This window comes from Pseudarthrobacter sp. MM222, assembly GCF_947090775.1.
Lineage (GTDB): Bacteria > Actinomycetota > Actinomycetes > Actinomycetales > Micrococcaceae > Arthrobacter.
The window spans coordinates 1,642,528-1,668,305 of record NZ_OX352321.1 but is presented as its reverse complement, the minus strand read 5'-3'; the positions used below and the strand labels follow the sequence as shown (position 1 = coordinate 1,668,305).

At 67.3% G+C, this 25,778-nt stretch carries 23 protein-coding genes and 1 pseudogene; 2 read left to right on the top strand and 22 right to left on the bottom strand.

Annotation, left to right across the window (positions count from 1 at the left end; genetic code table 11):
- Positions 1 to 32: 32 nt before the first annotated feature.
- The 22 genes and pseudogenes from OM977_RS07550 to dinB all read right to left on the bottom strand — a co-directional run bounded on the left by OM977_RS07550 (position 33) and on the right by dinB (position 24,049).
- A complete protein-coding gene (locus OM977_RS07550) occupies positions 33 to 989 on the bottom strand; it encodes an RluA family pseudouridine synthase (protein WP_264356873.1) in 957 nt (318 codons plus the stop codon).
- Positions 982 to 1,551: a signal peptidase II gene (lspA, locus tag OM977_RS07545; RefSeq protein ID WP_264356872.1), complete on the bottom strand. Its 570-nt coding sequence runs from the start codon at positions 1,549 to 1,551 to the stop codon at positions 982 to 984. The genes OM977_RS07550 and lspA overlap by 8 nt, the downstream gene beginning before the upstream one ends.
- A gap of 139 nt (positions 1,552 to 1,690) precedes the next feature.
- Entirely contained in the window at positions 1,691 to 2,389 is a 699-nt protein-coding gene (locus OM977_RS07540) for a DivIVA domain-containing protein (RefSeq protein WP_264356871.1), read from the bottom strand.
- 148 nt (positions 2,390 to 2,537) lie between these two features.
- Positions 2,538 to 2,846, bottom strand: a complete 309-nt coding sequence (locus OM977_RS07535) for a YggT family protein (protein ID WP_264356870.1) — start codon at positions 2,844 to 2,846, stop codon at positions 2,538 to 2,540.
- Between the two features lie 136 nt (positions 2,847 to 2,982).
- Entirely contained in the window at positions 2,983 to 3,513 is a 531-nt protein-coding gene (locus OM977_RS07530; protein WP_264356869.1) for a cell division protein SepF, read from the bottom strand.
- An 89-nt stretch (positions 3,514 to 3,602) separates the two neighbouring features.
- Positions 3,603 to 4,331, bottom strand: coding sequence for a YggS family pyridoxal phosphate-dependent enzyme (locus tag OM977_RS07525; RefSeq protein ID WP_264356868.1), 729 nt, complete (start codon positions 4,329 to 4,331; stop codon positions 3,603 to 3,605).
- The gene (locus OM977_RS07520; protein ID WP_264356867.1) at positions 4,324 to 5,088 is read right to left on the bottom strand and encodes a polyphenol oxidase family protein; all 765 of its coding nucleotides are present in this window, start codon (positions 5,086 to 5,088) and stop codon (positions 4,324 to 4,326) included. The genes OM977_RS07525 and OM977_RS07520 overlap by 8 nt, the downstream gene beginning before the upstream one ends.
- A 100-nt stretch (positions 5,089 to 5,188) precedes the next feature.
- Complete coding sequence (gene ftsZ, locus OM977_RS07515; RefSeq protein WP_264356866.1) at positions 5,189 to 6,409, bottom strand: cell division protein FtsZ; 1,221 nt, start codon at positions 6,407 to 6,409, stop codon at positions 5,189 to 5,191.
- A 205-nt stretch (positions 6,410 to 6,614) separates the two neighbouring features.
- Complete coding sequence (locus OM977_RS07510) at positions 6,615 to 7,493, bottom strand: FtsQ-type POTRA domain-containing protein (protein ID WP_264356865.1); 879 nt, start codon at positions 7,491 to 7,493, stop codon at positions 6,615 to 6,617.
- Positions 7,486 to 8,912 (bottom strand): annotated as a pseudogene (murC, locus tag OM977_RS07505) (UDP-N-acetylmuramate--L-alanine ligase). Before murC ends, OM977_RS07510 begins: the two are co-directional and overlap by 8 nt.
- A gap of 4 nt (positions 8,913 to 8,916) precedes the next feature.
- Positions 8,917 to 10,059: an undecaprenyldiphospho-muramoylpentapeptide beta-N-acetylglucosaminyltransferase gene (murG, locus tag OM977_RS07500; protein WP_264356864.1), complete on the bottom strand. Its 1,143-nt coding sequence runs from the start codon at positions 10,057 to 10,059 to the stop codon at positions 8,917 to 8,919.
- A 6-nt stretch (positions 10,060 to 10,065) separates the two neighbouring features.
- The gene (gene ftsW, locus OM977_RS07495) at positions 10,066 to 11,601 is read right to left on the bottom strand and encodes a putative lipid II flippase FtsW (protein WP_264356863.1); all 1,536 of its coding nucleotides are present in this window, start codon (positions 11,599 to 11,601) and stop codon (positions 10,066 to 10,068) included.
- A gap of 2 nt (positions 11,602 to 11,603) precedes the next feature.
- Positions 11,604 to 13,205 (bottom strand): UDP-N-acetylmuramoyl-L-alanine--D-glutamate ligase, encoded by a 1,602-nt coding sequence (gene murD, locus OM977_RS07490; RefSeq protein ID WP_264356862.1) that lies wholly within the window; start codon positions 13,203 to 13,205, stop codon positions 11,604 to 11,606.
- Complete coding sequence (mraY, locus tag OM977_RS07485; RefSeq protein ID WP_264356861.1) at positions 13,187 to 14,296, bottom strand: phospho-N-acetylmuramoyl-pentapeptide-transferase; 1,110 nt, start codon at positions 14,294 to 14,296, stop codon at positions 13,187 to 13,189. Before mraY ends, murD begins: the two co-directional genes overlap by 19 nt.
- The gene (locus OM977_RS07480) at positions 14,293 to 15,882 is read right to left on the bottom strand and encodes a UDP-N-acetylmuramoyl-tripeptide--D-alanyl-D-alanine ligase (RefSeq protein WP_264356860.1); all 1,590 of its coding nucleotides are present in this window, start codon (positions 15,880 to 15,882) and stop codon (positions 14,293 to 14,295) included. Before OM977_RS07480 ends, mraY begins: the two co-directional genes overlap by 4 nt.
- Before the next feature lie 6 nt (positions 15,883 to 15,888).
- Positions 15,889 to 17,547 (bottom strand): UDP-N-acetylmuramoyl-L-alanyl-D-glutamate--2,6-diaminopimelate ligase, encoded by a 1,659-nt coding sequence (locus OM977_RS07475; RefSeq protein WP_264356859.1) that lies wholly within the window; start codon positions 17,545 to 17,547, stop codon positions 15,889 to 15,891.
- Between the two features lie 101 nt (positions 17,548 to 17,648).
- Complete coding sequence (locus OM977_RS07470; protein WP_264356858.1) at positions 17,649 to 19,445, bottom strand: peptidoglycan D,D-transpeptidase FtsI family protein; 1,797 nt, start codon at positions 19,443 to 19,445, stop codon at positions 17,649 to 17,651.
- Positions 19,446 to 19,485: 40 nt separating this feature from the next.
- Positions 19,486 to 20,166, bottom strand: a complete 681-nt coding sequence (locus OM977_RS07465) for a hypothetical protein (RefSeq protein WP_264356857.1) — start codon at positions 20,164 to 20,166, stop codon at positions 19,486 to 19,488.
- Positions 20,163 to 21,158 (bottom strand): 16S rRNA (cytosine(1402)-N(4))-methyltransferase RsmH, encoded by a 996-nt coding sequence (gene rsmH, locus OM977_RS07460; RefSeq protein WP_264356856.1) that lies wholly within the window; start codon positions 21,156 to 21,158, stop codon positions 20,163 to 20,165. The genes OM977_RS07465 and rsmH overlap by 4 nt, the downstream gene beginning before the upstream one ends.
- Before the next feature lie 192 nt (positions 21,159 to 21,350).
- The gene (gene mraZ, locus OM977_RS07455) at positions 21,351 to 21,779 is read right to left on the bottom strand and encodes a division/cell wall cluster transcriptional repressor MraZ (protein WP_264356855.1); all 429 of its coding nucleotides are present in this window, start codon (positions 21,777 to 21,779) and stop codon (positions 21,351 to 21,353) included.
- Between the two features lie 380 nt (positions 21,780 to 22,159).
- Positions 22,160 to 22,534, bottom strand: coding sequence for a DUF3040 domain-containing protein (locus OM977_RS07450; RefSeq protein ID WP_264356854.1), 375 nt, complete (start codon positions 22,532 to 22,534; stop codon positions 22,160 to 22,162).
- Between the two features lie 288 nt (positions 22,535 to 22,822).
- The gene (gene dinB, locus OM977_RS07445; RefSeq protein WP_264356853.1) at positions 22,823 to 24,049 is read right to left on the bottom strand and encodes a DNA polymerase IV; all 1,227 of its coding nucleotides are present in this window, start codon (positions 24,047 to 24,049) and stop codon (positions 22,823 to 22,825) included.
- Positions 24,050 to 24,123: 74 nt separating this feature from the next.
- On the opposite strand from dinB, the gene OM977_RS07440 reads away from it, so the two are divergent.
- Together OM977_RS07440 and OM977_RS07435 are read left to right on the top strand one after the other, a co-directional pair.
- Positions 24,124 to 24,654 carry a hypothetical protein gene (locus OM977_RS07440; RefSeq protein ID WP_264356852.1) on the top strand — a complete coding sequence of 177 codons (531 nt, stop codon included), beginning with the start codon at positions 24,124 to 24,126 and terminating at the stop codon, positions 24,652 to 24,654.
- Positions 24,651 to 25,745 carry a polyprenyl synthetase family protein gene (locus tag OM977_RS07435; protein WP_264356851.1) on the top strand — a complete coding sequence of 365 codons (1,095 nt, stop codon included), beginning with the start codon at positions 24,651 to 24,653 and terminating at the stop codon, positions 25,743 to 25,745. Before OM977_RS07440 ends, OM977_RS07435 begins: the two co-directional genes overlap by 4 nt.
- Positions 25,746 to 25,778 lie beyond the last annotated feature (33 nt).

The following is a 25,778-nucleotide window of genomic DNA, read 5'->3' as shown; positions in this document are numbered from 1 at the left end:
GTCGCTGGCCCCGTGCTGCCAGGCACGCACGGTCAGGCCTGTCCGGATTCGAGGACTTCCAGGGCATAGCGCAGGTCCTGCGGGTACTCACTGGTGACCGAGACGCGCTCCCCCGTCCGGGGGTGGTCGAAGGACAGCGCGCGGGCGTGCAGCCACTGCCGTGTCAGTCCCAGGGTCGCGGCGAGCCGCGGATCGGCACCGTAGGTCAGGTCTCCGGCGCAGGGGTGCCGGAGGGCAGAAAAGTGCACCCGGATCTGGTGGGTACGTCCCGTTTCCAGGTGCACCTCCACGAGTGAGGCCTTGCCGAATGCTTCGAGGACCTCGTAGTGGGTGATGGAATCGCGGCCGTCCTCGATCACGGCGAACCGCCAGTCGTGGCCCGGGTGCCGGCCGATCGGCGCGTCGATGGTGCCCGCCAGCGGGTCCGGGAGGCCCTGGACGACGGCGTGGTACACCTTGTCCACGGTGCGTTCCTTGAACGCGCGCTTCAGGGCGGTGTAGGCGTTTTCGGTCTTGGCGACCACCATGACCCCGGAGGTACCGACGTCGAGCCGGTGGACGATACCGGCCCGCTCGGGCGACCCGGAGGTCGAGATCCGGTAGCCCGCGCCGGCGAGCCCGCCGACGACGGTCGGGCCCACCCAGCCCGGTGAGGGGTGTGCCGCAACGCCCACCGGTTTGTCGAGAACGACGAACTCGTCATCGTCCAACAGGATCAACAGGTCTTCCACTACTTCCTCCACGACTTCCAGGGGGTCCCGCCGTTCCGGGACGACGGCGTCGAGGACCGCGCCGGCGCTGAGCTTGAGGGATTTGCCGACGGGCTTGCCGTTGCACGTCACATTGCCTTCGGCGATGAGCGTGGCGGCCTGGGAACGGGAAATGTCCATCAGCTTCGCCAGGCCGGCGTCCACCCGGGTGCCGGCAAGGTCGTCCGGCACCACGAAGTGCCGGGGTGCCGCGGAGTCGATCACTATGTCATCAGTCATTCTGCTGTACCGGTACCTTCTGGTGGTGCGAGCCGTCGAGGGCGATGCCCCTCAGGGTGAGCAGGCAGATGATCACAACGGAGGACACGACGGCGGAATCGGCAATGTTGAAGATCGCGAAATTGGGGAGCTGGATGAAGTCCACCACGTGGCCCATGGCGAAGGAAGGCTCCCGGAACAGCCGGTCGGTGAGGTTTCCCAGGGCGCCGCCCAGCAGCAGGCCAAGCGCCAGTGCCCACCAGACCGAGCCCAGCTTCCGCAGCTGGAGCAGGATGGCCACTGACACGGCGGCCATGATGATGGTGAAGACCCATGTGATGTTTTCGCCGATGGAAAAGGCCGCCCCGGAATTGCGGATGTAGTACCAGTGCAGCAACGGGGGCAGCACCGGGATCCGCTCGCCCTCGACCATGGTGCTGGTGACCCAGAGCTTGGTCAGCTGGTCGAATGCGTACGCGAACACTGCAAGTCCGGAGAACACCGAGAGCAGCAGCGCCCGGCGGGGCTTGGGGTGCGCTGCCTGCGCAGGCGACGTGGCATCAGGGGTTGGGGCGTCAGTCATAGGGCTTTCGTTCGGGAGCCAGTGCTGGGACTGGGGGCGTACTGCCGGGGCGGGCAGGCCACGGATTGTGGCGGTTAATGCCAAAAGCCGGCGGCCGAGGAATCCTCAGCCACCGGCTTTCAGAATACTTGCTTAATAGCTAGCTGGTAGCTTCGACCTCGGGGGCCGCCACCGAACCACGGGCATCCAGGTCGCGCAGCTGGCCTTCGATGTAGGCCTTCAGGCGGGAGCGGTAGTCGCGCTCGAAGCCGCGGAGCTGTTCGACCTTGCGCTCCAGCACGGAGCGCTGCTGCTCGAGGGCGCCCAGGATCTTGCGGGACTTTTCCTGGGCATCGTTGACAAGGCTGCTGGCCTCAATCTGGGCCTCAGCGATAATTTTGTCGCGCTGCTGCTCGCCGTCAGCGATGTGCTTGTCGTGCATCTGCTGCGCCATTGCGAGCAGGCCGGCTGCGGACTCCGAGGCCGGAGTGGCGGCCGGTGCCGGGGCGGCGGCCTGGGCTGCCTTGGCAGCCTGCTCGGCTTCCTTCTTCTTGGCAGCTTCTGCGGCCGCCTTTGCCTTGGCCTCGGCTTCTGCCTTGGCGCGGTCTTCTTTATCCTTGTCGGCCTTGACGGGAGCCGGCACCTTTTCAACCACGGGAGCCGCGGCGGTGGAGCTGGCAGGCGTGCCGGCGCTGAGTTCGGCGAGCTTCTTGCGCAGCTCGTCGTTCTCCTGGTTCAGGCGTCGCAGTTCGACGACGATCTCGTCCAGGAAGTCATCAACTTCATCCTGGTCGTAGCCTTCGCGGAACTTGGTCGGCTGAAAGCGCTTGTTGACAACGTCTTCTGGCGTCAAAGCCATCTGGTCACCTCGTTGGTCTAGTTAGTCAGTAGGCCTTTCGGCCGTCAAACTACGGTACCTAAATATGGTCTGGTTACTCTAATTCAACACCGCGGTGTCAAACCGGAGTTTTCTATCAGTTTGGTCGCGGACTGGATCCGCCGCCCCGTTAGGCGGTTATGGGCTGGGCGTAGACGAGGCTCTTGGCGACAGCCATGGCCACCGACACGGCAATGAACAGCAGCAGGAAGCCGAGGTCCAGGGAGATTCCACCCAGCCGCAGCGGCGGGATGAGGCGCCGGAGCAGTTTGAGGGGCCTGTCTGTGATGGAATACACAGCGTGCGCGGCCACCAGGGCCACTCCGCGCGGCCGCCAGCTCCGCGCGAACATCTGGACCCAGTCAAAAACCAGCCGGACAATCAGGGCCACGAAGAAGAACAGCAGCGCGAGATAGACAAGTCCGAAAACGATTCCCATGAGTTAACTCATATCTCCATGTTCATTCCGGATACCGCAGTGTCCTTGGGATGGTTACGCCTCTATTTCAACACGGATAATTCAGCACGGATGCCAGACAGGTGTCCCTGCCTGGCATCAATGAAGAAATCCTGTACTAGCTCTGGTTGAAGAAGCTGGCCTGGGTCTCGCTGATCTTCTTGTCATCGCCGATGACTTCAACGTACGACGGCGACAGCAGGAACACCTTGTTCGTGACGCGTTCGATGCTGCCCCGCAAGCCGAAAACCAGTCCTGCGGAGAAGTCGACGAGCCGCTTGGCGTCCGCTTCTCCCATGTCTGTGACGTTCATGATGACGGGGATGCCGTCGCGGAAGCTTTCACCGATGAGCTTGGCATCGTTGTAGGAGCGCGGGTGGATCGTGGTGATCTGCCGCAGTCCGGTGTGTTCTTCGCGGCTCGAGGCCGCTCGCTTAATGGGTGTCACAGGTGCGCGATATTCCTCTTCAGCGGCGTGGGGCTCTTCCCTGGGGACCTCGCGGACAGGCGCCGGCGCACGGCGCTCCTCGCGGTCGTGCTCCATGGAATCGTCCTCGTCCTTGTGCGGTTTGGGGTGCTCAGACTCGTAGTGTTCCTCGCCATCGGCGAGCCCAAGATAGATCATTGTCTTGCGCAGAGCGCCAGCCATGGTCGACTCCTAATCGTGTCCGTAAGCGGGCCGCTCAAAATGACCTGACAGCCTTGGAATTCCCGCCATTACCTTCCAATACGTTGAACCTACCGCAACGCCGGACGCGGACCGAGAATATCGGAGCCAATGCGAAGGTGTGTCGCACCGGATCGGATGGCCGCTTCGAGGTCCTGGCTCATGCCCGCGGAAATGCCGGTAGCGTCCGGATACACGTCCGTCAGCCGGGCCGAGATTCGTGCAAGCTTCTCGAACGCGCGGACCGGATCCGCGCCGAGCGGGGCTACCGCCATGACGCCTGCGAGCCGAAGCCCGTCGGCGCCTGCCAGCCGCTCCGCCAGCACGGGGACGTCCGCAGGGAGCGCGCCGCCCCGGTGCCCGTCGGCGTCGTCGTCGAGGCTGACCTGGATGTAGCAGTCAAGCGGCCCGCGTCCGGTGCGCTCGTGTTCGGCGGCCATGGCTTTCGCCAGGGCCCCGGCGAGCTGGGGCCTGTCAACGGAGTGCACGGCGGAGGCGTACTTCACGACGGACTTGGCCTTGTTGCTTTGGAGCTGTCCGATGAAGTGCCAGCGGAGTCCAAGGTCGCCGAGTCCGGCCGCCTTGTCCGCGGCTTCCTGGTCCCGGTTTTCGCCGACGTCGGTGATGCCCAGTGACGCAAGCCGCCGAACGTCCTCGGCGGGGTGGAACTTGGTGACGACTATTAGCTGCGGCGCCGCGTCCTGCCTCCCGGCAGCCGCGACGGCGCCGTCGATCCGTTGCCGGACGGCGGCGAGGCGCTCCCGGAGCTGCGCCAGCCGGGGATCGGACTGCTCAGTCATCGATGCCCGCCACCGTCTTGTCAGCGAACTCAGTCCTGTCAGCGAACTCAGTCCTGTCCCCGGAACCGGTCCAGACCAGGCCGGCGAACCGTCCGGTGTGGGGGTCGCGGCGGTAGGAGAACAGTTCGTCGTCTTCGAGGGTGCAGCCGCCGGAGTACTCGACGGCCACGCCGGCTGCTTCCAGCTGGTGGCGGACTCCGGCCGGCAGGTCCAGTCCGGGCGTCCCGCGGGAGGTCTCGCACCAGGTCCCGGGGACGATCGTCCCAACCTCAGCCCGCATGTCGGCCGGAACCTCGTAGCACCGGCCGCAGACGGAGGGCCCGATCCACGCGCTGATCTCGTCGGCTCCGAGCTCCCGCATCCGGGCCACCGCGGCGGAAACCACTCCGGAGGCGACGCCGGGCCGGCCGGCGTGCACGACGCCGAGCACCGGCTCTCCCCCGGCGGCGCTGCCCACCAGGACCACGGGGACGCAATCCGCGACCATCACGGCCAGGGCGGCGCCGCGGGACACCATGGCATCCGCCGTCGGGACAGGAATGGCTGGAGCGGGATCGATGGTGGCGACCTCGCTGCCATGAGCCTGGTTCATGTACTGGAAACCACGGGCGCCCAGGCCCGCGGCCCGTTCAAGTTCGCGCCGGCGGCGCCGGACGTCCGCCGGATCGTCGCCGACATGAAGTGCCAGATTGCCGGCGGCGGCGTTGCTGAAAGCAACCCACACGCCAGGCCGGACTTCCGCCCGCCACGAAAACACTCGAAACCCCAAATCGCCGCCAAACTCTTGTACCGGACTTCGATCCTACGAGAAAGCACCATGGCACTGCCAACCGGCAGTGCCATGGTGCTTCGGGACCTTACTTCAGGAAGTCGGGGACATCCAGGTCATCCGAGTGGCGGCCGGACAGATCCGGTTCCACAACGGAGGGCAGGTCGACGTCGAATCCGGAGTCCGCCGGCACCGCGGACGGGCGCTGCTGGCCCCAGCCGCCGAGGCCGGACGCTCCGACCGTTGCGTGCAGCGGCTGGACGTGGGCCGAGGCGGGTGCCTGCGCGGGCGCCGGGGCCGGGGCTGCCGGGCGCTGCGGCGCGGTCTGCGGCAGTGACTGGTCCATGGACGGCGAGGTGGCCTTGACGTCGTCGAAGCCGGCTGCGATGACCGTGACGCGGGCTTCGTCACCGAGGGCGTCGTCGATGACGGCGCCGAAGATGATGTTGGCCTCCGGGTGGGCTACCTCCTGGACCAGGCGGGCCGCTTCGTTAATCTCGAACAGGCCGAGGTCCGAGCCGCCCTGGATGGACAGCAGGACGCCGTGTGCGCCGTCGATGGAGGCTTCGAGCAGGGGCGAGGCGATGGCGAGCTCCGCGGCCTTGACGGCACGGTCTTCGCCGCGTGCCGAGCCGATGCCCATCAGTGCCGAACCGGCACCCTGCATGACCGACTTGACGTCGGCAAAGTCGAGGTTGATCAGGCCAGGGGTGGTGATCAGGTCGGTGATGCCCTGGACACCGGACAGCAGGACCTGGTCGGCGGAACGGAACGCGTCAAGGACGGAGACGTTGCGGTCGCTGATGGAGAGCAGGCGGTCATTCGGGATGACGATCAGGGTGTCGACTTCGTCGCGGAGGGCGTCGATGCCGGCCTCGGCGGAGCCGGCGCGGCGGCGGCCTTCGAAGGTGAAGGGCCGGGTGACGACGCCGATGGTCAGCGCGCCGAGCGAGCGGGCGATGCGCGCCACGACGGGTGCGCCGCCGGTTCCGGTGCCGCCGCCCTCGCCGGCGGTCACGAAGACCATGTCTGCGCCGCGGATGACCTCTTCGATCTCGTCGGCGTGGTCCTCGGCAGCCTGCTTGCCGACCTCAGGGTTCGCCCCGGCACCCAGCCCGCGGGTCAGCTCGCGGCCGACGTCGAGCTTGACGTCGGCATCGCTCATCAGCAATGCCTGGGCATCGGTGTTGATGGCGATGAACTCGACGCCGCGGAGGCCGACTTCGATCATGCGGTTGACTGCGTTCACGCCACCGCCGCCGATGCCGACGACCTTGATGACGGCCAAGTAATTCTGCGGAGCTGCCACGTTACGTGTCCCTTGTTCGTGTTCTATTGCGAAAACTGATTGGAGTCGGACTTGAAGCCTTGAACGTTAACCTTCGAGTTGAAGGTTATAGTTATGTCAAGTAACTCATGTCTGGAACGGTATTTCCTATGTAGGGGACATTCAATAACCGGGGCCGCGTGTCGCGGGAATACCGGCCAAATAAAAAATGTGGTGCGTCCGGACGCTAGCGGGTGACAGGGTGCCGGGGCACGCTGACATCGTAGATCCGCACCGGGTTTTTCGGGTCGGCGGGAACCTTAAGGAGGGCGGCCAGGACCCGTGCCTTGAGTTCCTTCTCCCCCGCGTTTCCCCAGATGATAGTCTGCCCGTCAACAAGTTTAAGTTCGACGGCGTCCGCGGACTTTGCTGACGCGTCGGAAAGCTTGGCGAGCACGTCTGCCGGAAGAGCGCCCAGCACCCCCGTAATGGCGTGGAACAGCTCCGGAGCCAGGACGCCCTCGCCGGCGTCAATGACGGGAAGCGCCACCGAAGCGTCCTCCGTGGTGGCACTGAGCGGGATGCCCTCGGCGTCCACCAGTTGCAGGCCGTTCCCCTGCTTGAGCTTGGCCACCGGGACGCGCTCGGTGATGCGGACCGCCAGCGTGGCGGGCGGGCGCGCTTGGGTGGTCACCGCCTTGATCTGGACAAGCGGCTGGAGCAGGGCCGTGACGTCCGCGTCGCTGATCTGTGGCAGCGGCTTCCCCTCCAGCGGCGCCAGTGCCGCCTGCACCTGTTCCGCGCTGAGTAGCTTTGTGCCCTCCACGGTGACGGTCCGCAACGCCAGCACCGGAGTGTAGACGGCCGCCAGAACGATCGCCGCGACGAGCGCCGCCAGAACTCCGAGGGTGCTCAGGACGATCCTTTTCCGCCGCTTGGCCTTGGGCTCCGGGAAGGACAGAATGTTGTCCTGCTGCTTGTCAGGAGCACCGGAGGCAACGGCACGGCTGCCCGGCGCGGGTTCGGCCTTCGACGCCGAAATGACGTCCGCCGGCATTCCGCCCGGACGGTCCGGATCTGACCGGCGGACGCCGGCCTTGTACGTGGGGCGGCGGGTGCTAGCCACCGGCTGCTCCGGATTCCGGTGTCCCGGCCAGGGCTTCTACGATGAGCGGGCCGTAGGCGGTGACATCGCCGGCTCCGGCCGTCAGCACGATGTCGCCGGGGGATGCCGCGGCCACAAGGGCCTGAACAGCGTCCGCGCCCGGGCCCACGAGCCGGCCCCCGGGCCCAGGTGTTCGGCGATCAGCTGGCTGCTGACGCCGGGGATGGGGTCCTCACGAGCCGGATAGATGTCCAGCACCAGCGCCGTGTCCGCGGCGGTGAGCGCTTCGGCGAAGTCGCGGGCGAATTCGCGGGTCCGGGAAAACAGGTGCGGCTGGAAGAGCACATGCACCTTGTGCCCGCCGGCTACGGAGCGGGCGGCGGACAGCGCGGCGCGGACCTCGGTGGGGTGATGCGCGTAGTCGTCGTAGACGCGCACGCCGCGGCCCGCACCCTTGAACTCGAAGCGCCGCGACGCCCCTGAAAAGTGCGCGAGGGCTCCGGCCGCGGCCCCGGGATCGACGCCGAGTTCCAGCGCGACGGCGAACGCCGCGGCGGCGTTGAGCGCGTTGTGCCGGCCGGGAACCTGCAGGTCGACGCCGAACCGGCCCCCGGCGGTTTCGATCCGGACATCGCCGGGACCCCCGTCGTGCAGCTTCACTTCGGCGTCGTCGGCGGTGCCGTAAAGGACCACCCGGGTGTTGCCCCGCTCGAGCGTGCGCCGGGCCAGGGCCCTGGCGCCGTCGTCGTCCGCGCAGGCCACCAGGACGCCGTCGGCGGGCAGCAGTTCGGTGAAGCGGTCGAAGGAGGCGTAGACGGCTTCGGCGGTGCCGTAGTGGTCCAGGTGGTCGGGCTCGACGTTGGTGACCACCGCGATCTGCGGGCGGTAGTTCAGGAAGGACCCATCGGACTCGTCGGCCTCGGCGACGAAGATGCGCGAGCTGCCGGAGGCGGCATTGACGCCCAGCGCCGGGACGTTGGCGCCGATCGCGAAGGACGGATCGAGTCCGGCGCCCTGCAGCAGAACGGTAACCATCGACGTCGTGGTGGATTTTCCATGCGTGCCGGCAACGGTCACGACGACGTCGTCCGCCATTGTGGATGCCAGCGCCTCGGACCGGTGCAGCACGGGCAGCCCGGCGGACCGTGCCGCGGCCAGTTCGGGGTTGTCCGGACGGATCGCTGAACCGGCCACGACGGTTTGCGCGTCGCCGAGGTTGGCGGCGGCGTAGCCGACGTGGATCCGGGCACCGGCGGCGGCGAGCTCGGACATGACCGGGAGGTCCTTGGCGTCGGAGCCGCTGACCGGGAGGCCGCGGGCCACCAGGATGCGGGCGACGGCGGACATGCCCACTCCGCCGATGCCGATGAAGTGGACCCTGCCGAGGGACTCCTGCGGGCGCACGGCCTGCGGCTCCGGCTGGTTTTGGTGCTGGGTCATGGCGTTACCGCTTCCTGCTGTGCTGTTTCGAAGAGGCTGCCTTCGACGACGCTGCCGCTTCGAGGACGAGATCGGCCATCCGCCGGTCTGCGTCGCGAATGCCGAGCTCCCCGGCGCTGGTTGCCATCCCGGAAAGCCGCCCGCCGTCCAGGAGCAGCGGGATGATGTTCCGGCGCACCCACTCCGGGGTGAACGCGTTGTCCGCCACGATCAGGGCGCCGCCGGCGTCCACCAGTCCGGCGGCATTGAGGGCCTGCTCGCCGTTGCCGATCGGGAGCGGCACGAACACCGCGGGCACGCCGACGGCGGCCACCTCACAGACAGTCGCAGCTCCGGCGCGGGCCAGCAGCAGATCGGCGGCGGCGTAGACCGATTCCATCCCGTCCACGTATTCCACCTGCCGGTACCCGGGTGCCGCGAGCGGCTTGCCGTCGGCATCGTGGACTGACTTGTCCCGCCCGGTGAGGTGCAGGGTCTGGATCCCGGCTTCGGCGAGGGCACTGACGGAAGCCGCGATGGTCCGGTTGATGCTCTGGGCTCCCGAGGAGCCGCCGGTGACGATGAGCGTGGGCTGCCGCGGATCGAGGCCGAGCGCGGTCCGGGCAGCCGCCCTGGCCGCCGCACGGTCCAGGCCGGAGACCTCCCGGCGCATGGGCATGCCGACGTGGAGGGCTCCGGGGAGCCTGGTGCCGGCGAAGGCGACGGCGACTCGTGCGCCAAGCCGCGCCCCCACGCGGTTCGCGAGTCCCGGCCGGGTATTGGCTTCATGGACAACGATCGGAATGTTCCGTCGCCGGGCGGCGAGGTACATGGGCGTGCAGACGTATCCGCCGACGCCCACGAGCACATCGGCTCGGGCCTCGTCGAGGATCACCCCGGCCTGCTTCACGGCACCGGCGAGCCGGCCGGGTAGCCGGAGCAGGTCAAGCGACGGTTTGCGGGGAAAAGGGACCCGACTGATGGTGGCGAGATCCACCCCTGCGGCCGGTACCAGCCGGGCCTCCATCCCGTTGGGGGTGCCGACGGCGAGGAGCCGGGCGCCGGGACGGGCTTCCCGGATCGCGTGCGCGATGGCGAGGAGCGGGCTGATGTGCCCGGCTGTTCCGCCGCCGGCGAGGACGACGGACAAGGGCGACTCGGTACTCATGAAGGCTTATTTCCGCTTTCGTGCTGGGTTCTTGGGTGCTGGGTTCCGGGCCGGATTCCTGGCTGCCGGATTCTTCGGCGCAGGATTCGTCAGCGCAGGATTGGCCGGCGCGGGATAGGACGGCGCCGCGGTCTTCGGTGCCCCATGCTGCGGGGCGGGGCTGGATGGTGCGGTGTCCGCGTTCCGGGCGGCCCGGGCAGCGGCTCTTTTTCGAAGGGATCTGGCGAGGCCGGCCGGGCCGAACCGGAACATCCCCTTGGGCTGCATGCCGGGCGCCATCTGCGCCCGGGCCAGAGACAAGACTACGCCGATGGCGCAGAGCGACATCAGGAGGGCCGAGCCGCCGTAGGAAATGAACGGCAACGGGATGCCCACCACGGGAGCCAGGCCGGTGACGACCGCCATGTTGACGGTGGCCTGGCCGAGCAGCCAGACCATGATGGTCCCGGCAAGGACCCGGTGGAACATGTCCTTCTGCGCCACGACGACGCGGTAAATGGCGGTACCCAGGATACCGAACAGGACCAGGACGACGAGGGTGCCGATCAGGCCGAGTTCCTCGCCGATGATGGCGAAGATGAAGTCGTTGTGGGCCTCCGGAATCCAGCTGTACTTCTGCCGGCTCTGCCCCAGCCCCACCCCGAACCACCCGCCGGAGGCGAGACCGTAGAGGCCGTTGGTCGACTGGTAGTTCAGGTCCGAGCCGTCGGCGCAGGTCTGGCCGGTCCAGGACAGGATGCGGCAGACGCGGTTGGGGCTGGTGATGGCCAGCACGGCCGTGGCGGCGCCGAGTACGATCCCGCCGATGCCGAAGATGTAGAGCCGGACTCCTGCGAAGAAGAGTGCCGCGGCGGTGATCATCATGACGATCATGGCCGTACCGAGGTCGTTGCCGGCGAGGATGAGCCCGATGACGAGCGCCGCGACCGGGCCAACGGGAATCAGTGCGTGCTTGGACTGGCTCAGGAGCTTGGCCTTGGCGCCGAGTACCGTGGCCATCCAGAGCGCAAGGGCCAGTTTGGCCGCCTCGGATGGCTGGAACGTGAAGGGTCCGATGTCGATCCAGTTTTTGTTGCCCAGGGCGCTGCGCCCCATCAGGAGCACCAGGACGAGCAGGGCCAGCGCCAGGAGAATTGCCAGCCACGCGAACCGCTTGAGCCAGACGACATTGACCCGCGAGAGCAGGAACATGCAGAAGAGCCCGATGGCGGCGAACATGCCCTGCTTCATGGCAGCCGAGTAGGGCGACTCCCCCGCCGCGATGGCCTCCACGCTGGAAGCCGAAAGCACCATCAGAATCCCGATTGCGGTCAGTGCCAGCGTGGCGCCGAGGATCAGGTAATACGTCGAGCCGTTGCGGGACTTGCCCGTGCCTTCCAGCGCGGACCAGAATCCCCGCGACCAGCCGCGGGCCCTGCCCAGGGGCGAGAGCCGCTTGGCGGGCACCGGTCCGGCGGCCTGGCCCGGCGCACCGGGTGCTTTCCCGGATGGGGACTGGGCGGCGCCGGGCTTGGCCGGGGTGCGTGTGGGCGTGCTGACCATTGTTACTCCTCGCTGGTCTGAGCCTGCCCTTCCACGAGCTCGCGGACAGCTTCGATGAAGGCGTCGCCACGGTGAGCGTAGGAAGAGAACTGATCCATGGATGCAGCCGCCGGGGCCAGCAGCACAGTGTCCCCCGAAGCGGCCAGCTGCGCGGCCGCGGCGACGGCCTGGGCCATCACAGTCTCACCAAAAATCGGCGGTGGGCCTGCGTCGGCATGGGCCGGTCCGGCAGTCTGCACGTCTTCAGTCTGGCCCTTCGCCGGCCCGATCACGGGGACATCCGGCGCGTGTCGCTGCAGCGCGGACAGGAGGTCGCCGGAGTCGGTACCGATCAGCACCACTGCCTTGAGCCGCTTGGCCTGCTCCCGGACCAGCGCGTCGTAGTTGACGCCTTTGGAAAGCCCGCCGGCGATCCAGACGACGTGGTCGAACGTGGACAAGGAGGCGGCCGCCGCATGGGGATTGGTGGCCTTGGAGTCGTTGATCCAGAGCACGCCGTCGTGGCGGGCGACGACTTGGATACGGTGGTCGCCCGGCAGGTGGTTCAGCAGGCCCTGGCGGACCGCGGAGGGCTCCACCCCGTAGGCCCGGACCAGGGCGGCGGCGGCGAGGGCGTTGGCCACCATGTGCCGGGGGGCCACCGGGCCCAAGTCGGCGATGGGGGCCAGCTCCACGGCGCTGTCCTTGCGTTCGGCGATGAACGCGCGGTCCACCAGGAGCCCTTCCACGACGCCGACCATGCTGATCGCCGGGGTAAGCGTGGTGAAGCCCACGGCTCGGCACCCCTCCACTACTTCCGCTTCCTCCACCATGCGTTCGGTTTCGACCTGCTCCGCGTTGTAGACGCACGCCTTTTGGGTGTTCTCGTAGACCTTCGCCTTGTCGGCCAGGTAGGAGGCGTAGGAGCCGTGCCAGTCCACATGGTCTTCGGCGACGTTGAGGCACACACTGGCGACCGGCGACACGGAGTGGCTCCAGTGCAGCTGGAAGCTTGAGAGTTCGACGGCGAGGACGTCGTATTCCACCGGGTCCCGGAGGGCGTCCAGGATCGGCGTGCCGACGTTGCCGACGGCGAGGGCCTTGAGCCCGGCGGCCTGCAGCATGGACTCGGTCAGGCCCACCGTGGTCGTTTTGCCGTTGGTGCCGGTGATGGTCAGCCAGTCCGCGGTCTTGCGGCCTTGGCGTTCGCGGACCCGCCAGGCGAGTTCGACGTCGCCCCAGACAGGGATGTGCGCCCGTGCGGCGGATGCCAGCAACGACTGGTCCGGCCGCCAGCCCGGTGAGGTGACGATCAGATCCGGTTTTTCGCCGTCGATCTTGGGAACCGTGAGGACGGCTTCCTCGCCCAGCAGCACGTCCACGGCGCCGACGATCCGGAGCGTGTCCGCCTGCGCATGCGCCTTCGGGCTGGTGGCGGCGTCCACCACCACCACCCGGGCGCCGAGTTCGATCAGGGTGTCGGCGGCGGCGAAGCCGGAGACGCCGATGCCGGTCACGACCACGCGCAGGCCGGTCCAAGCCGAATCCCAGCTAACCAGGTCCTTCAGCCGGGGTGACGTGGTGAGCGCTGCGGGAATGGGGCCGGTCACAGGAGCACCACCCATTCGGCGTAGAAGATTCCGAGCCCCGCGGCGACGAACAGCCCGCAGAGGATCCAGAACCGGACAACGACGGTGACTTCCGCCCAGCCCTTAAGTTCAAAGTGGTGCTGGAGCGGGGCCATTTTGAAGAACCGCTTTCCCTTGGTGATCTTGAAATAGCCGACCTGGATGATGACGGACAAGGTGATCAGGACGAACAGGCCGCCAATGAAGCCGAGCAGCAGTTCGGTCCGGGAGAGGATCGCGAAGCCGGCGACGGCGCCGCCGATGGCCAGCGATCCGGTGTCTCCCATGAAGATTTTCGCCGGTGAGGTGTTCCACCAGAGGAAGCCCACCAGGGCGGCGCTGAGGATGGCAGCGAGCAGGGCAAGGTCCAGCGGGTCGCGGACGGAATAGCAGCCGCTGCCGGCCTGCCGCGGGGAGCCGCAGGCCTGGTTGCTCTGCCAGATACCTATCAGGGTGTAGGCCCCGAACACCATGATGGAGGCACCGGCGGCGAGCCCGTCGAGGCCGTCGGTGAGGTTCACGCCGTTGGTCGCCGCAGTGACGATCAGGTTCGACCAGAGCACGAACAGGATGGCGCCGAGCACGGTTCCGCCGAACGCCAGGTTCAGCCACGGGATGTCGCGGACCAGGGAGATCTGGGTGGACGCCGGGGTGAGCCCATTTTCGTCGGGGAACTGCAGCACCAGGACGGCAAACGCGATCCCGACGGCGGCCTGCAGGATCAGCTTGGCTTTGACGTCCAGGCCGAGGCTGCGCTGCTTGGAGATCTTGATGAAGTCGTCGAGGAATCCGACGAACCCCATACCGACCATGAGGAACAGCAGGAGCAGTGCCGAGGCGGAGGGGCCCGGTGAGGCCGGGTTGATCATCCACATGATCAGGTGGGTCAGCCCGTAGCTGGCGAGGACAGCGAGCACCACGATGGTGCCGCCCATGGTGGGGGTGCCGCGCTTGGTGTGGTGCGTGGTGGGGCCGTCATCGCGGATGAACTGCCCGTAGCTCTTGTGGACCAGGAGCCGGATGAACAGCGGGGTGCCCACGAGGGCAAAGAGCAGGGCCAGGCCGGAGCCCATCAGCAGTGCAATCACAGCAGCGCACTCCCTTCAGTGGCGGTTCCGGCCGGTTTTCCAGCCGCGGATTCGGCGGCATGGGCAGCAGCGCCGGCGGCGGGGCCGCCCGGGGCTTGTGGAGGCAATGCTATCCGATCGCCCAGGTGGCGCAGCCCGATGCTGTTCGAGGACTTGAAGAGCACGAGGTCCCCCGGCTGGAGTTCGGCCTGCAGGAGCTCGTAGGCCTCGTCGGCGGACTCGGTGAAGACGCATTCGTCGCCCCAGGATCCTTCGTTGACCGCGGACACGTAGAGCGACCGCGCTTCCCTGCCCACCACCACCAGCCGGGAGATGTTGAGCCGGACCACCTGGGTGCCGACGGCCATGTGCTCGCGGATGGAGTCCGGGCCCAGCTCGAGCATGGCGCCAAGCACCGCCCAGGTCCGGCGGCCCCGGCCGAGGTCGGCGAGGGTCCGCAGGGCTGCCCGCATGGATTCCGGGTTCGCGTTGTAGGCATCGTTGATGATGGTGACGCCGTCGGCCCGCTCGGTGCGTTCCATCCGCCACCGGCTCGCAGCTGTCTGCGCGCTCAGCGAGGCGGCGATCGCTGCCGGGGCGATGCCGGCGGCGTGGGCTGCTGCTGCCGCTGCCAGCAGGTTGCTGATGTGGTGGGCCCCGATCAGCCGTGAGCTGACGTGGTGGCCGGCGGTGTCGCCCGGCAGGAAGAGCTCAAACTCGGGGTTTCCGGAAACGTTCAGTTCAACGCCTTCGGCCCGGACATGCTCGGCACCGGCTCTGTATGTACCGGCTTCGCCGGGACGGCCGGCGCGGGCGGGCTGGGCGGAGTAGCCGAGAACGGCGGCGCCGGTACGCTCAGCCATGCCGGCGACGCGGGCGTCGTCCAGGTTCAGGATCGCGGTGCCTTCGGCCGGGAGGGCCTCGACGAGTTCGCCCTTGGCGATGACGATGTTCTCCACTCCACCGAATTCGCCGGCGTGCGCTGTGCCGACGCCAAGTACCACGCCGATGTCGGGGCGGACCATGTCCGCGAGGTAGCGGATGTGTCCGACACCGGTGGCGCCCATCTCGATCACGAGGTAGCGGGTGTCAAAGCCCGCTTTGAACACGGTCAGTGGAACGCCGACCTCGCCGTTGTAGGAGCCCTGCGGGGCGACCGTCTTGGCTCCAGAGCCGTTGTCGCCGTCGCTGCCGGCGGTGAGGATGCCGGCCAGCAGGTCCTTGGTGGTGGTCTTACCCGCGGATCCGGTGATGCCGATGACGGTCAGCGGTGCGCCTTCGGCGTTCCGGCGGGCCCGGATCCTGCGGACTGTCTCGGCGGCGAGGGCCCCCATGGCGAGGACGGAGTCCTGGACGACGACGGCCGGGTAGTTCCGGCCGTCGGCGTCGGCGACGTCGTGCTCCACAAGGGCCAGAACTGCGCCGCGTTCGAAGGCGGCGCCCACGAAGTCGTGTCCGTCGGCCGCCTCGCCTGGCTTCGCCACGTAGAGGGAACCCGCTGCGGCTTCACGGGAGTCGGTTACCACGGAGCCGGGCGTGATGCCCGGTTCAGCAGCCAGCCGGCCGTTGGTTATGTCGGCGATTTCCGCCGCTGTAAGTGCAATCATCTCGGTTTAGGACTCTATCCGCTGGTCTTGGAGAACGGTGAATCCCCGTGCTGTCAAGGCGGAGCGGAGCTCCACCCTGTCGTCGAGGGCGAAATTGACACCCTTGACTTCCTGCCACACTTCATGGCCCCGCCCCGCGACCAGGATGGTGTCCTCCGCCCCGGCGAGCTCAACGGCCCTCCGGATGGCGGCGTCGCGTGGGAAGACCTCGACAACCGTGCACCCCAGGCCCTCACGGTTCTTGGCCTCGAGGGCTCCGGCCAGAACGTCCGAGCGGATGCCCGCAGCATCCTCGTCGTGCGGGTCGTCGTCGCTGACAATGACGGTGTCCGCGAGCCGGGCGGCGATGGCGCCCATCGCCGGGCGCTTGCTCTGGTCGCGCTGACCGGTGGCGCCGAAGACGACGATCACCTTGGAGCCCGGAACAGGCGAGCGGACGGCTTCGAGGGCGCGGGCCAGGGCATCGGGGTTGTGGGCGAAGTCGACCACCGCGGCGGGTGCGGTGGAGATGAGCTGCATGCGGCCCGGAACCGCAACCGTGAAAGGATCCTTGGCGTCGAGGGCGGCCTGCACCGCGCCGGCGTCGTGCCCGCCCGCGAGCACCATGACCGTGGCGAGTGCGGCGTTGGCCACGTTGAAGCCGCCCGGAAGGCCGGTGTGCACGCGCAGGGCGGTACCGTTCCGGTGCTGCAGGGTGAAGTCGGTCCCCAGCCCCTGCGGCGACTGACCGGTGACCGTCCAGTCCGCTGCGGTTCCCCCGTCGACCTCGGCTGCCGGCGGCGCGGTGGAGAGGGTGGTGACCGGAACTCCGGCCGACGCCGCGAGCCTCCGGCCCCACTCGTCGTCGACGGTGATCACCGCGGCGCCGGCGCGCTCTGCCGTGAACAGCCGGGCCTTGGTCTGGAAGTACTCCTCCATGCTGCCGTGCAGGTCCAGGTGGTCCTGGGTCAGGTTGGTGAAGCCAACGACGTCGAACACGACGCCGTCCACGCGGTGGAAGGAAACGGCGTGCGAGGAGACCTCCATCGACGCGGCGTCAAGGCCGCGTTCGCGCATGAGGGCCAGCAGGGCATGGACATCGGTGGATTCCGGCGTCGTAAGCAGGCTTGGGATCGGCTCCCCGCCCGCGAGGATCTCGATGGTCCCGATCAGGCCGGTCTTCTGGCCGAGGGCACCCAGCAGGGCGTTGATGAAATAGGTGGTCGTCGTCTTGCCATTGGTGCCGGTGACGCCGAAGAGGGCCGGCGAGGCGGCGTCGCCGGTCTGGCCCTGGTAGATCAGGGCGGACAGGCGGCCGACCAGGCTGCGGGGTTCCGCGGCCAGCAGTACCGGGACGGAGATGTCGTTCGAGAGCGCCAGCAGCCGCGCGCCGGCGTCGTCAGTGAGCACTGCAGCGGCCCCGGCTTCCACCGCTTCGGAGACAAAGTCCGCGCCGTGCCGGGTGGCACCCGGCAGGGCGACGTACAGGTCGCCCTGCTGGACACTGCGGGAGTTCAGGGAGATTCCGGTGACCTCCACCGTGCCGGACGCGCCGGGAACGGTGACGCCGAATGACTGCCCGATGGTTGCCAACGGCACGGCGGCGACGGCAGTGGGCCGGAAAGCCGAGGTGGAATCCGGGCCGGACGGCGCGGCGGAATTCTCTGGGGCGTTGAGCTCTGACAAGGGAATCTCCGTTTGTGGTGCGAGTGGATCTGGTGCTGCGCACGGAGGATGCTCCGGCCCGCAGGCGTCGTATGGGTACTGAGTGCTGGGTGGTGCGGGCGCTACTTGGCGAACTGCGGCAGCCGGGCGGGCTCCCCGGTGGACGGCTGGACGTTGAACGTCCGCAGCGTCTGACCCATCACCGAGCGGAATACCGGGCCATTCGAGATGCCGTAGATATCACCCTTGGGCCGTTGCAGGACTACTCCAACAATAAACCGCGGATCGTCCATCGGCGCCATCCCCACCATGGAGGCGGTGAAACCGCAGAACCCCGATTTGCCGTCATCGCACGGCGACTGGGATGTGCCGGTCTTCGCGCCCACCCGGTAGCCGTCGATGCCGGCCTCCTTGATCTGGCCCTCTGTCACGGCACTTTCGAGGATGTCGCGGACCTGCTTGGCCGTGTCCTGGGACACGACCTGCCGCGGCTCCTGCGCCGGGACCTTTTCCTCGGTGCCGTCAGGGTTGATGTAGCTGTCGATCAGCCGCGGCTGGAGCATCACGCCGCCATTGGCAATGGTCTGGAAGGCGCGGACGGTCTGGAGCGTGGACTGGGAGACGCCTTGCCCGAACAGCACCGTGTATTCCTGCCGGCCGTCCCACTCGTCGGCCGGGGTCAGGATGCCGGTGGCTTCGGCCGGAAGACCGATCTGAGGGGCTTCCCCGATGCCAAACTTCTGCAGCCAGTCGTGGCGCTGGTCCTTGCTCAGCCGCTGCCCGGCCATGACGGTTCCGGTGTTCATGGACCAGCCCAGGATGCCGGCCAGGGTCCGCTGCTCGGTGCCGTGGACAAAGGCGTCGCTGAAGGTCTGGCCGTCCACCGTGTATGTCGGCGGAATGGTGAACGTGTCGAGCGGGCTGGACTTGCCCTCCTCGATCAGCGCCGAGGCGGTAATCATCTTCTCTACCGACCCGGGCTCATAGGCGGCGGTGACTGCCCGCACGCCGCGGTCCTCCGGGGCGGACTTTCCGGGGTCGTTGGGATCCGGGGTGTTGGTGTCCGCCATCGTGATGATGTTGCCGGTTTTGATGTCCGAGATGATGATGACGCCCCATTCGGCGCCGAGCTTGTCCCGCTGGCTTTGGATCGCCTGCTGCGCGAAATACTGGAGATCCGAGTTAAGCGTGAGCTTGATGTCCTTGCCGTTCACGGCCGGGGTCAACTGGTCCACACCTACCGGGATCCGCAGGCCGTCCGCGCCGATCTCGAAGAGCCGCTTGCCGGGCGTGCCCTTGAGGATCTCATCCTGGGTCTGCTCGAGCCCGGCCTGGCCGGTGGTGCCATCCCGCAGGAAACCCACAATTCCGCCGGCAACGGCCCCGTTCGGGTAGACGCGCTTGCTGGTCCCTTCGCTCACGAGCCCGGGGATCTGCAGTTTGGAGATCCGGTCCTCGATGTCCGGCTTCAGGTCCTTGGCCACGATGTAGTACCGCTTGGTGCCGGTGAGGGCGTCCCGGACGTCGTTCCGGTCCATGCCCAGCAGCCCGGCGAGCTCGGTGATGCCCTGCTCCCGGGAGACCTTGACGATCTCGTCTTTGCCCTCGTCGAGCCGTGGGAACGACTCGGTCTTGGTGTTGACGGTCTGGTCGACCACGATGTTGTACCGGATCACGCTGCTGGCCAGCACGGTGCCGGCGGAGTCCAGAATGCTGCCGCGTTCAGCCGGGAGTTCTATCGGTGTGAGGCGGTTGTTCAGTGCCGCCTCGGCCATGCCACCGACGTCGAGTCCCTGGACGAGGAAGAGCTTGCCGCCGACGACGAGCAGGAGCGTGAGCATGAGGCCGAGTCCGAGCCGCAGCCTGCGTGTGGCGCTCGGCACTTTAGCCTTGCGTGCCTTGCGGGTTTTCTGCGCCACGATGTTTCCTTGCTGCTTGCCTGGCTGGTGTTCGACCTGGTTACTGTCCCGGAACCCTCTGGGCGGGGGGCGGGACGGATCCGCCATGGAGTTCGACGGCAGGTTCGGCTGCGGCTGCCGGCGCGGCGGGTTTCGCCGCCGTGCGATCCGCCGCCGTGGCGGGGGCTGCAGCTGCTGCCGGAACGTCGGCCACGGGTTTGCGGTTCACGAGTGGCTCGTTGCTGGTGGGGGGCGGGACGACGGTGAGCTGGCCTGCGACGGCGGGCGCGGCGATGACGGCGCCCGGGGCGTCGCCCTTCACCGCGGCCTTGGCCTTGCCCGTGACGCTGAGGGTGGACAAGTCAATCTGGCCCTTGCCCGTGGAAGCGACCATGCCGAGCTCGGTCGCTTTGGCGGCCAGGTTCTGGGGGGCGTCGAAGTTCTGCACCTGCTGGGTGAGGTCCTGGTTCTGCTTGGTCAGGGTCAGCTGGTCGCTCCGAAGCTGGACCAGCTGGTACTGCGCGCTGGACACCGAGATGTTGAGGACCAGCACCACCATCAGCGCCACTGCGAGGATGCCGAAGCACAGCACCACAAACGGGGCGCGGCGCTTTCGCGGAACTGAACGGACCAGTGCAAGCGGAGTGCGGGCCTTGCGGGCCGGACCCGGGTTCAGCCCGGGCAGGGCCCGGGCGGTAGCGCCGGTGGACGCGGGGTATCGGTTGACGGCGGCGGTGCTCATGCGTCTCTCCTGGCTCTGATGCGTTCCACGGCGCGGAGCCTGGCGGAAGCTGCGCGCGGGTTTTCGGCGATTTCGGCGGCGGTGGGCACCTCCGTGCCCTTCGTGAGGGTCTTCAGTTCGGCCTTGTGCTCCTCGAGCTCCACCGGGAACCCCAGCGGGGCGGAGGATTTGGAGCCGGCCTGGAAGAAGCCTTTGACGATCTTGTCCTCGAGCGAGTGGTAGGACATCACGACGACGCGGCCGGTGACGGCGATGGCGTTGACTGCCGCGGGGATCGCGCGCTCCAGCACATCGAGTTCCTCGTTGACCTCGATCCGGAGCGCCTGGAACGTGCGCTTGGCAGGGTGTCCCCCGGTCTTCGCGGCACCGGCCGGGACAACCCCGCGGATCTGCTCGACAAGCTCACCGGTGGTGGCGAAGGGCTTCGCGGCGCGGGCGCTGACAATCCGGTTGGCGATCCGGCCGGCGAACTTCTCTTCCCCCCACTTCCGGATGATCCGGACGAGGTCCTCTTCGCTGTAGTTGTTGACGACGTCGGCGGCGGTCTGGCCCCGGCTGGTGTCCATCCGCATATCGAGCGGGGCGTCAAAAGAGTACGCGAAGCCGCGTTCCCGCTCGTCGAGCTGAAGGGAGGAGACGCCCAGATCCATCAGGACGCCGTGGACCTGGCTGAAGCCAAGGTCCTCCACGACCTCCGGGATTTCGTCGTACACGGCGTGGACCAGGTCAATACGATCGGCGAAGGGCTTGAGCCGCTCCCCCGCCAGGGCCAGTGCTTCCTCGTCACGGTCGATGCCGATCAGGTGGAGATCCGGAAACCGCTGGAGCATGGCTTCGGAATGCCCGCCCATGCCGAGCGTGGCGTCGATGACCACCGGGGTTTCGCCGCGGCCACGGGCGGCCTCGAAAGCAGGTGCCAACAAATTAATGCACCGGTCCTTGAGGACCGGTACATGGCGTTCGGACGTGGGCTTGGAGTGTGAGTCAGTCATGCCTGCGTCCTTTCCTTGTCGGGGGGCTTCCGGGTGTTCGCTGCGCTGCCGCGCGTACGGCTTCTTAATCCAGATCCCCATCCGCGCCTACCCTGCGTCCGCCTGGCTCCGGGGAAGTGAGCCAGGTGAACAGCCGGATGGGCGGCTGGAGATCTCGATCAAGAAACATGGCGTGCTGGTGGTCGCCGGGAGCTAGAGGATTCCCGGTATGGCGTCGTCGGTCTCCGAGAAGGCTGTTTCCTTTTCGGCCAGGTACTCATTCCAGGCTTGGGCGTCCCAGATCTCCGCTCGGGTTCCGGCACCGATAACGGCCAGTTCCCTGCCGAGTCCTGCGTATTCCCGGAGCGCCTGCGGAATCGTCACGCGCCCCTGCTTGTCAGGTACCTCGTCTGAGGCTCCAGAGAGAAAAACCCGGATGTAGTCACGCGCCTGCTTGTTGGAGATTGGCGCCTCCCGCATCTGCTCGTGAACCCGACCGAATTCCGCCTCACTGAAGACGTAGATGCAACGCTCCTGGCCCCTTGTGAGAACCAGCCCGCCGGCCAGTTCCTCGCGGAACTTGGCGGGAAGGATGATCCGGCCCTTTTCGTCCAGACGTGGCGAATGTGTGCCGAGAAACACGGCCCACCGCCTGTCTGATCGTAGGAAGCCCAACGTCCCCTGTGCTGCCACTACCCTCTTACGTCCTCCACATTACTCCACATCCCTCCACAGTCAACGACACGCGGCGGATATTTGACTCTTTTAGGGGCAGCAGAGCGGTTCCGTCCCCCGCCGGGGCAAGGAATCGCACCCGGTGGTGCAAAGTGGAGGAAATTTGGGGTCCGGCGGCCCGGAGTTCCGGGGCGTGTCCGCGAACCGGGCCGGTCGCGGGGTTCCGGAGTGCTAGGAACTGCCAAATCGCCCCGTTTAACGGCAAAAGACCCGCCGAAGCGGGTCTCTTGGTGCCTCCGGGTTGCCAAGGTGGTGGGGAATGGAGGCGGTTCCCGACGTCGGAGTCCCTAGGGGTCCCCCCGGTGCCGTTCGTCCCAGCGTTCCTCCAGGTTGCTCATGAATGAACTCCGTGACTTCCCGGGCTTTCCTGCGGTTCCACCGGACTTGCCCTTACCGGGAACGGAGCTGCGCATGGTCGCGAAGTAGACGCCCGCTCCCATTACCACAAATCCCAGTACCCCGACCGGAATGCTCTGGATGGTCACCCCAACCAGCAGGAGCAGGACGCCCGCCAGTGTGGCCAGCACCCCAATCACCAGGTGGCGGGTAGACCATGAACGTCCCGGATCCGAGCCCATTGAGCTGGCGAACTTGGGATCGTCCTCATGCAGCTGCTTCTCAAGTTGCTCAAGCAACTTCTGTTCGTGCTCCGAGAGCGGCATCACGACCTCCTTAAGTCGGCCAACGTCCAGACTTGACGTGGCCAGTGTCCCTAAACCCATAACGACCGGGATTCCGGAGAGGTTCCCGTTCGCCGTCATTGGCCGAATCGGGGCGTCCCCACGGGGTGTTCCTCGGTCCCTTTTGGGAGTTCTGCTGGTCACGCATCAGCCCGAACGCTCGTTCCAGTCGTTCCAAACTTTGTATATATAAGGATAGTTTGTTGCGGGCAGTTCTGAAAGACGCTGAACCAGTCCGCACGCCGGAACTGCTACCTGTGAGGCGGGTTGTCAGCCGGCATCCCGGCCGGGGTCCAGGAGTCGGGCGGGCAGCACTGATTTTGTTCCGAATTTTCGGGTCACGGCGTCCAGGGCCTGCTCGGCTGCGCGCCAGTTGTCGTCCCGGCGGTCCAGGCTCAATTGCAGCGGTGCCTGCGCCGCTTCCTCCAGCTGCTCGGCCCGGATGCCGACCAGCCGGACCGTCATCGGCCGGTCCCCAACGGATTCCAGGAGCTGCACTGCCACGGCATAGAGCAGCTGGGCGCTGTCGATCGGGGTGCCCACCGTCCGGCTGCGGGTAATGGTGGAGAAATCCGCATACCGCAGCTTGAGGGCAACGGTACGGGCGTGCATGCCGGCGCTGCGGAGCCGCTCGGCGGTGCGGTGCGACAGGCGCAGCAGTTCCCGGTGCAGCAGCGCGTCATCGGCCGTGTCCACCGCGAAAGTCTCTTCCGCCCCGATGCTTTTTTCCAGCCGCACCGGGGTTACCGGACGGGGATCGATCCCCCAGGACAGGTTGTAGACGTGTTCGCCGGAGGCACCGAGTGCCTTCCGAAGCGACGGCAGCGGCGAGGCGGCGACGTCCGCCACGGTGCGGATTCCCATCCTGGCCAGCACCTCAACGGTCTTGGCGCCGACGCCCCAGAGGGCGCTCACCGGCAGGCTGTGGAGATAAGGCACCGTCTCGTCCGGCCCGATCAGCAGCAGGCCGTCTGGCTTGCACCGGGTGGAGGCGATCTTGGCCACGAACTTGCTGGCCGCGATCCCCACGGACGCCGTGATCCCCAGTTCCGCATGGACCCGGGTCCTGATGAGCTCGCCGATCTCCCGGGGCGGGCCCAGCCGGCGGATTGCTCCGCCGACGTCGAGGAAAGCCTCATCCACGCTCAGCGGTTCCACCAGATCGGTGATCGAGCCGAAGATGGCCATGATCTGGCCGGACACCTCGTAGTACAGCTTGTGGCGCGGCTCGATGATGACGGCCGAGGGGCACATGCGCGCCGCGACCACCATCGGCATCGCTGAGCGCACGCCGAACTTGCGGGCTTCGTAGGAAGCGGAAAGCACGACGGACCGGTCCGCGGGGTACCCAACGATGACGGGCTTGCCCTTGAGGTTTGGCCGGCTGCGCAGCTCCACCGAGACGAAGAAGGCGTCCATGTCCACGTGCAGGATACTGCTGCGCCGGAGTTCGCGAAGGCTCGCTTCAAGCTGCTGTTTATCCTGGTCCGGCCCCACGGCATCAATCCTATGCCCCGGTACTGACTAAACTGGAGGCTGAATCCGGCGTCAACACCAGGAGGAAAGTCCCTGTGAAGGTTTTTGGAGAGCGCAAACGTGCTGCGGTTGCCGTTTTTGCGGCTGGCACCCTAATGGCCCTGGCCGCCTGCACGCCCGCCCCGGGGACCGCTTCCTCGACCGCCCCGTCAGCCCCTGCCGTCGCCTCGACCGCGCCGCCGACCACCACGGCCCCGCCCAGTCCTTCCGCCGAACCCGGCACCTCGGCCACGGTAGGGGCCCTGGTTCCGGGATTCCCGCAGCAGCTGTTGCCGCTGATGCCCGGCGCAAAGGTGGTCTCCAGCAGTTTCGACAAGACGACCGCGCCTGCCACGGTGGCACTGGTCGGCAGCATTCCGGCCCCGGCCGCCAACGTCCTGGCCTTTTACACGGCGCAACTGGAGGCTCAGGGCTTCAAAGCCGTCCCGGGCGAGACCGTGGGCTCCGTCCCGTCCAAGGATTTCCTGCGCGGTGACAACGAGACGGTCAACATTTCCGTGGTGGAAACCGCCGGCGTCTCAACCTTCACAATCGGCGCGAACGTCGCTGCCGAGTCCGTCAAGTGACTCTCGCGGAGCAGCTGCGCGTCGAGCAGACGGGCTACGTAGCCGCCGTCGCGGGCAAGCTCACCGATTTCCTGTCCACCCGCCAGGCCGTCATGTCCTCCATCTCCCAGGACATCGATCCGCTGATGGGCTCCATCTCCAACCTGGTCACCGGCGGCAAGAGGTTGCGGGCACTCATGTGCTACTGGGGCTGGCGCGGGGCGGGCGGGGAGCCCGGCGCCGGCGAAGTGGTCACAGCCGGGTCGGCCCTGGAACTGTTCCAGGCCGCCGCCCTCATTCACGACGACATCATTGACCGCTCCGACACGCGCCGAGGCGGGCCCAGTGTGCACCGGCGCTTCAGCGACCTCCACGAGACCCAGGGCTGGGCGCTGGACCGGGAACGGTTCGGCCACGCGGCGGCCATCCTCACCGGAGACCTGTGCTTGTCCTTCAGCGAGGAGTCGTTCACGGAAATCGGGGAGCGGGCCGCTTCGGGCAGCCGGGCACGGCTGATCTTCAACCTGATGCGTGCAGAGGTCATGGCCGGTCAGTACCTGGACATCCTGGAAGAGGTTGCCGGACCGCGGCGGGACCGGGCCGGCGCTGTCAGCCGGGCACAGTCGATCATCCGCTTCAAGTCCGCGAAGTACTCCACCGAGCACCCCCTGGCCCTGGGCGGGGCGCTGGCCGGCGCGTCGGACGAGCTGCTTCGCGGCTATTCGGCCTTTGCCCTCCCGCTGGGCGAGGCCTTCCAGCTTCGGGACGACGTGCTGGGCGTCTTCGGCGACCCGGTCACTACCGGCAAGCCTGCCGGGGATGATCTGCGCGAGGGAAAGCGTACTGTCCTGGTGGCGTTTGCCCTGGACCAGGCCACGCCGGCCGAATCGGCGTTCATCGATGCCCGGCTGGGGAACCCCGAGCTGGATGAGGCGGACATCGACGAAATCCGCCGCATCATCGTTGACTGCGGCGCACTGCACGCCACAGAGGTGTTGATTGAGGAGTTCGGACGCGCGGCCTTCGCGGCCCTCGATCTGCTGCCGCTGGAGGAGCTGCCCAAGACCGCGCTGCGCAAGCTGGCCGAGGCCACGGTCAGCCGAACGGCCTGACACGCCTCCAAGGGGACCGGGCTGCCCCCGGCG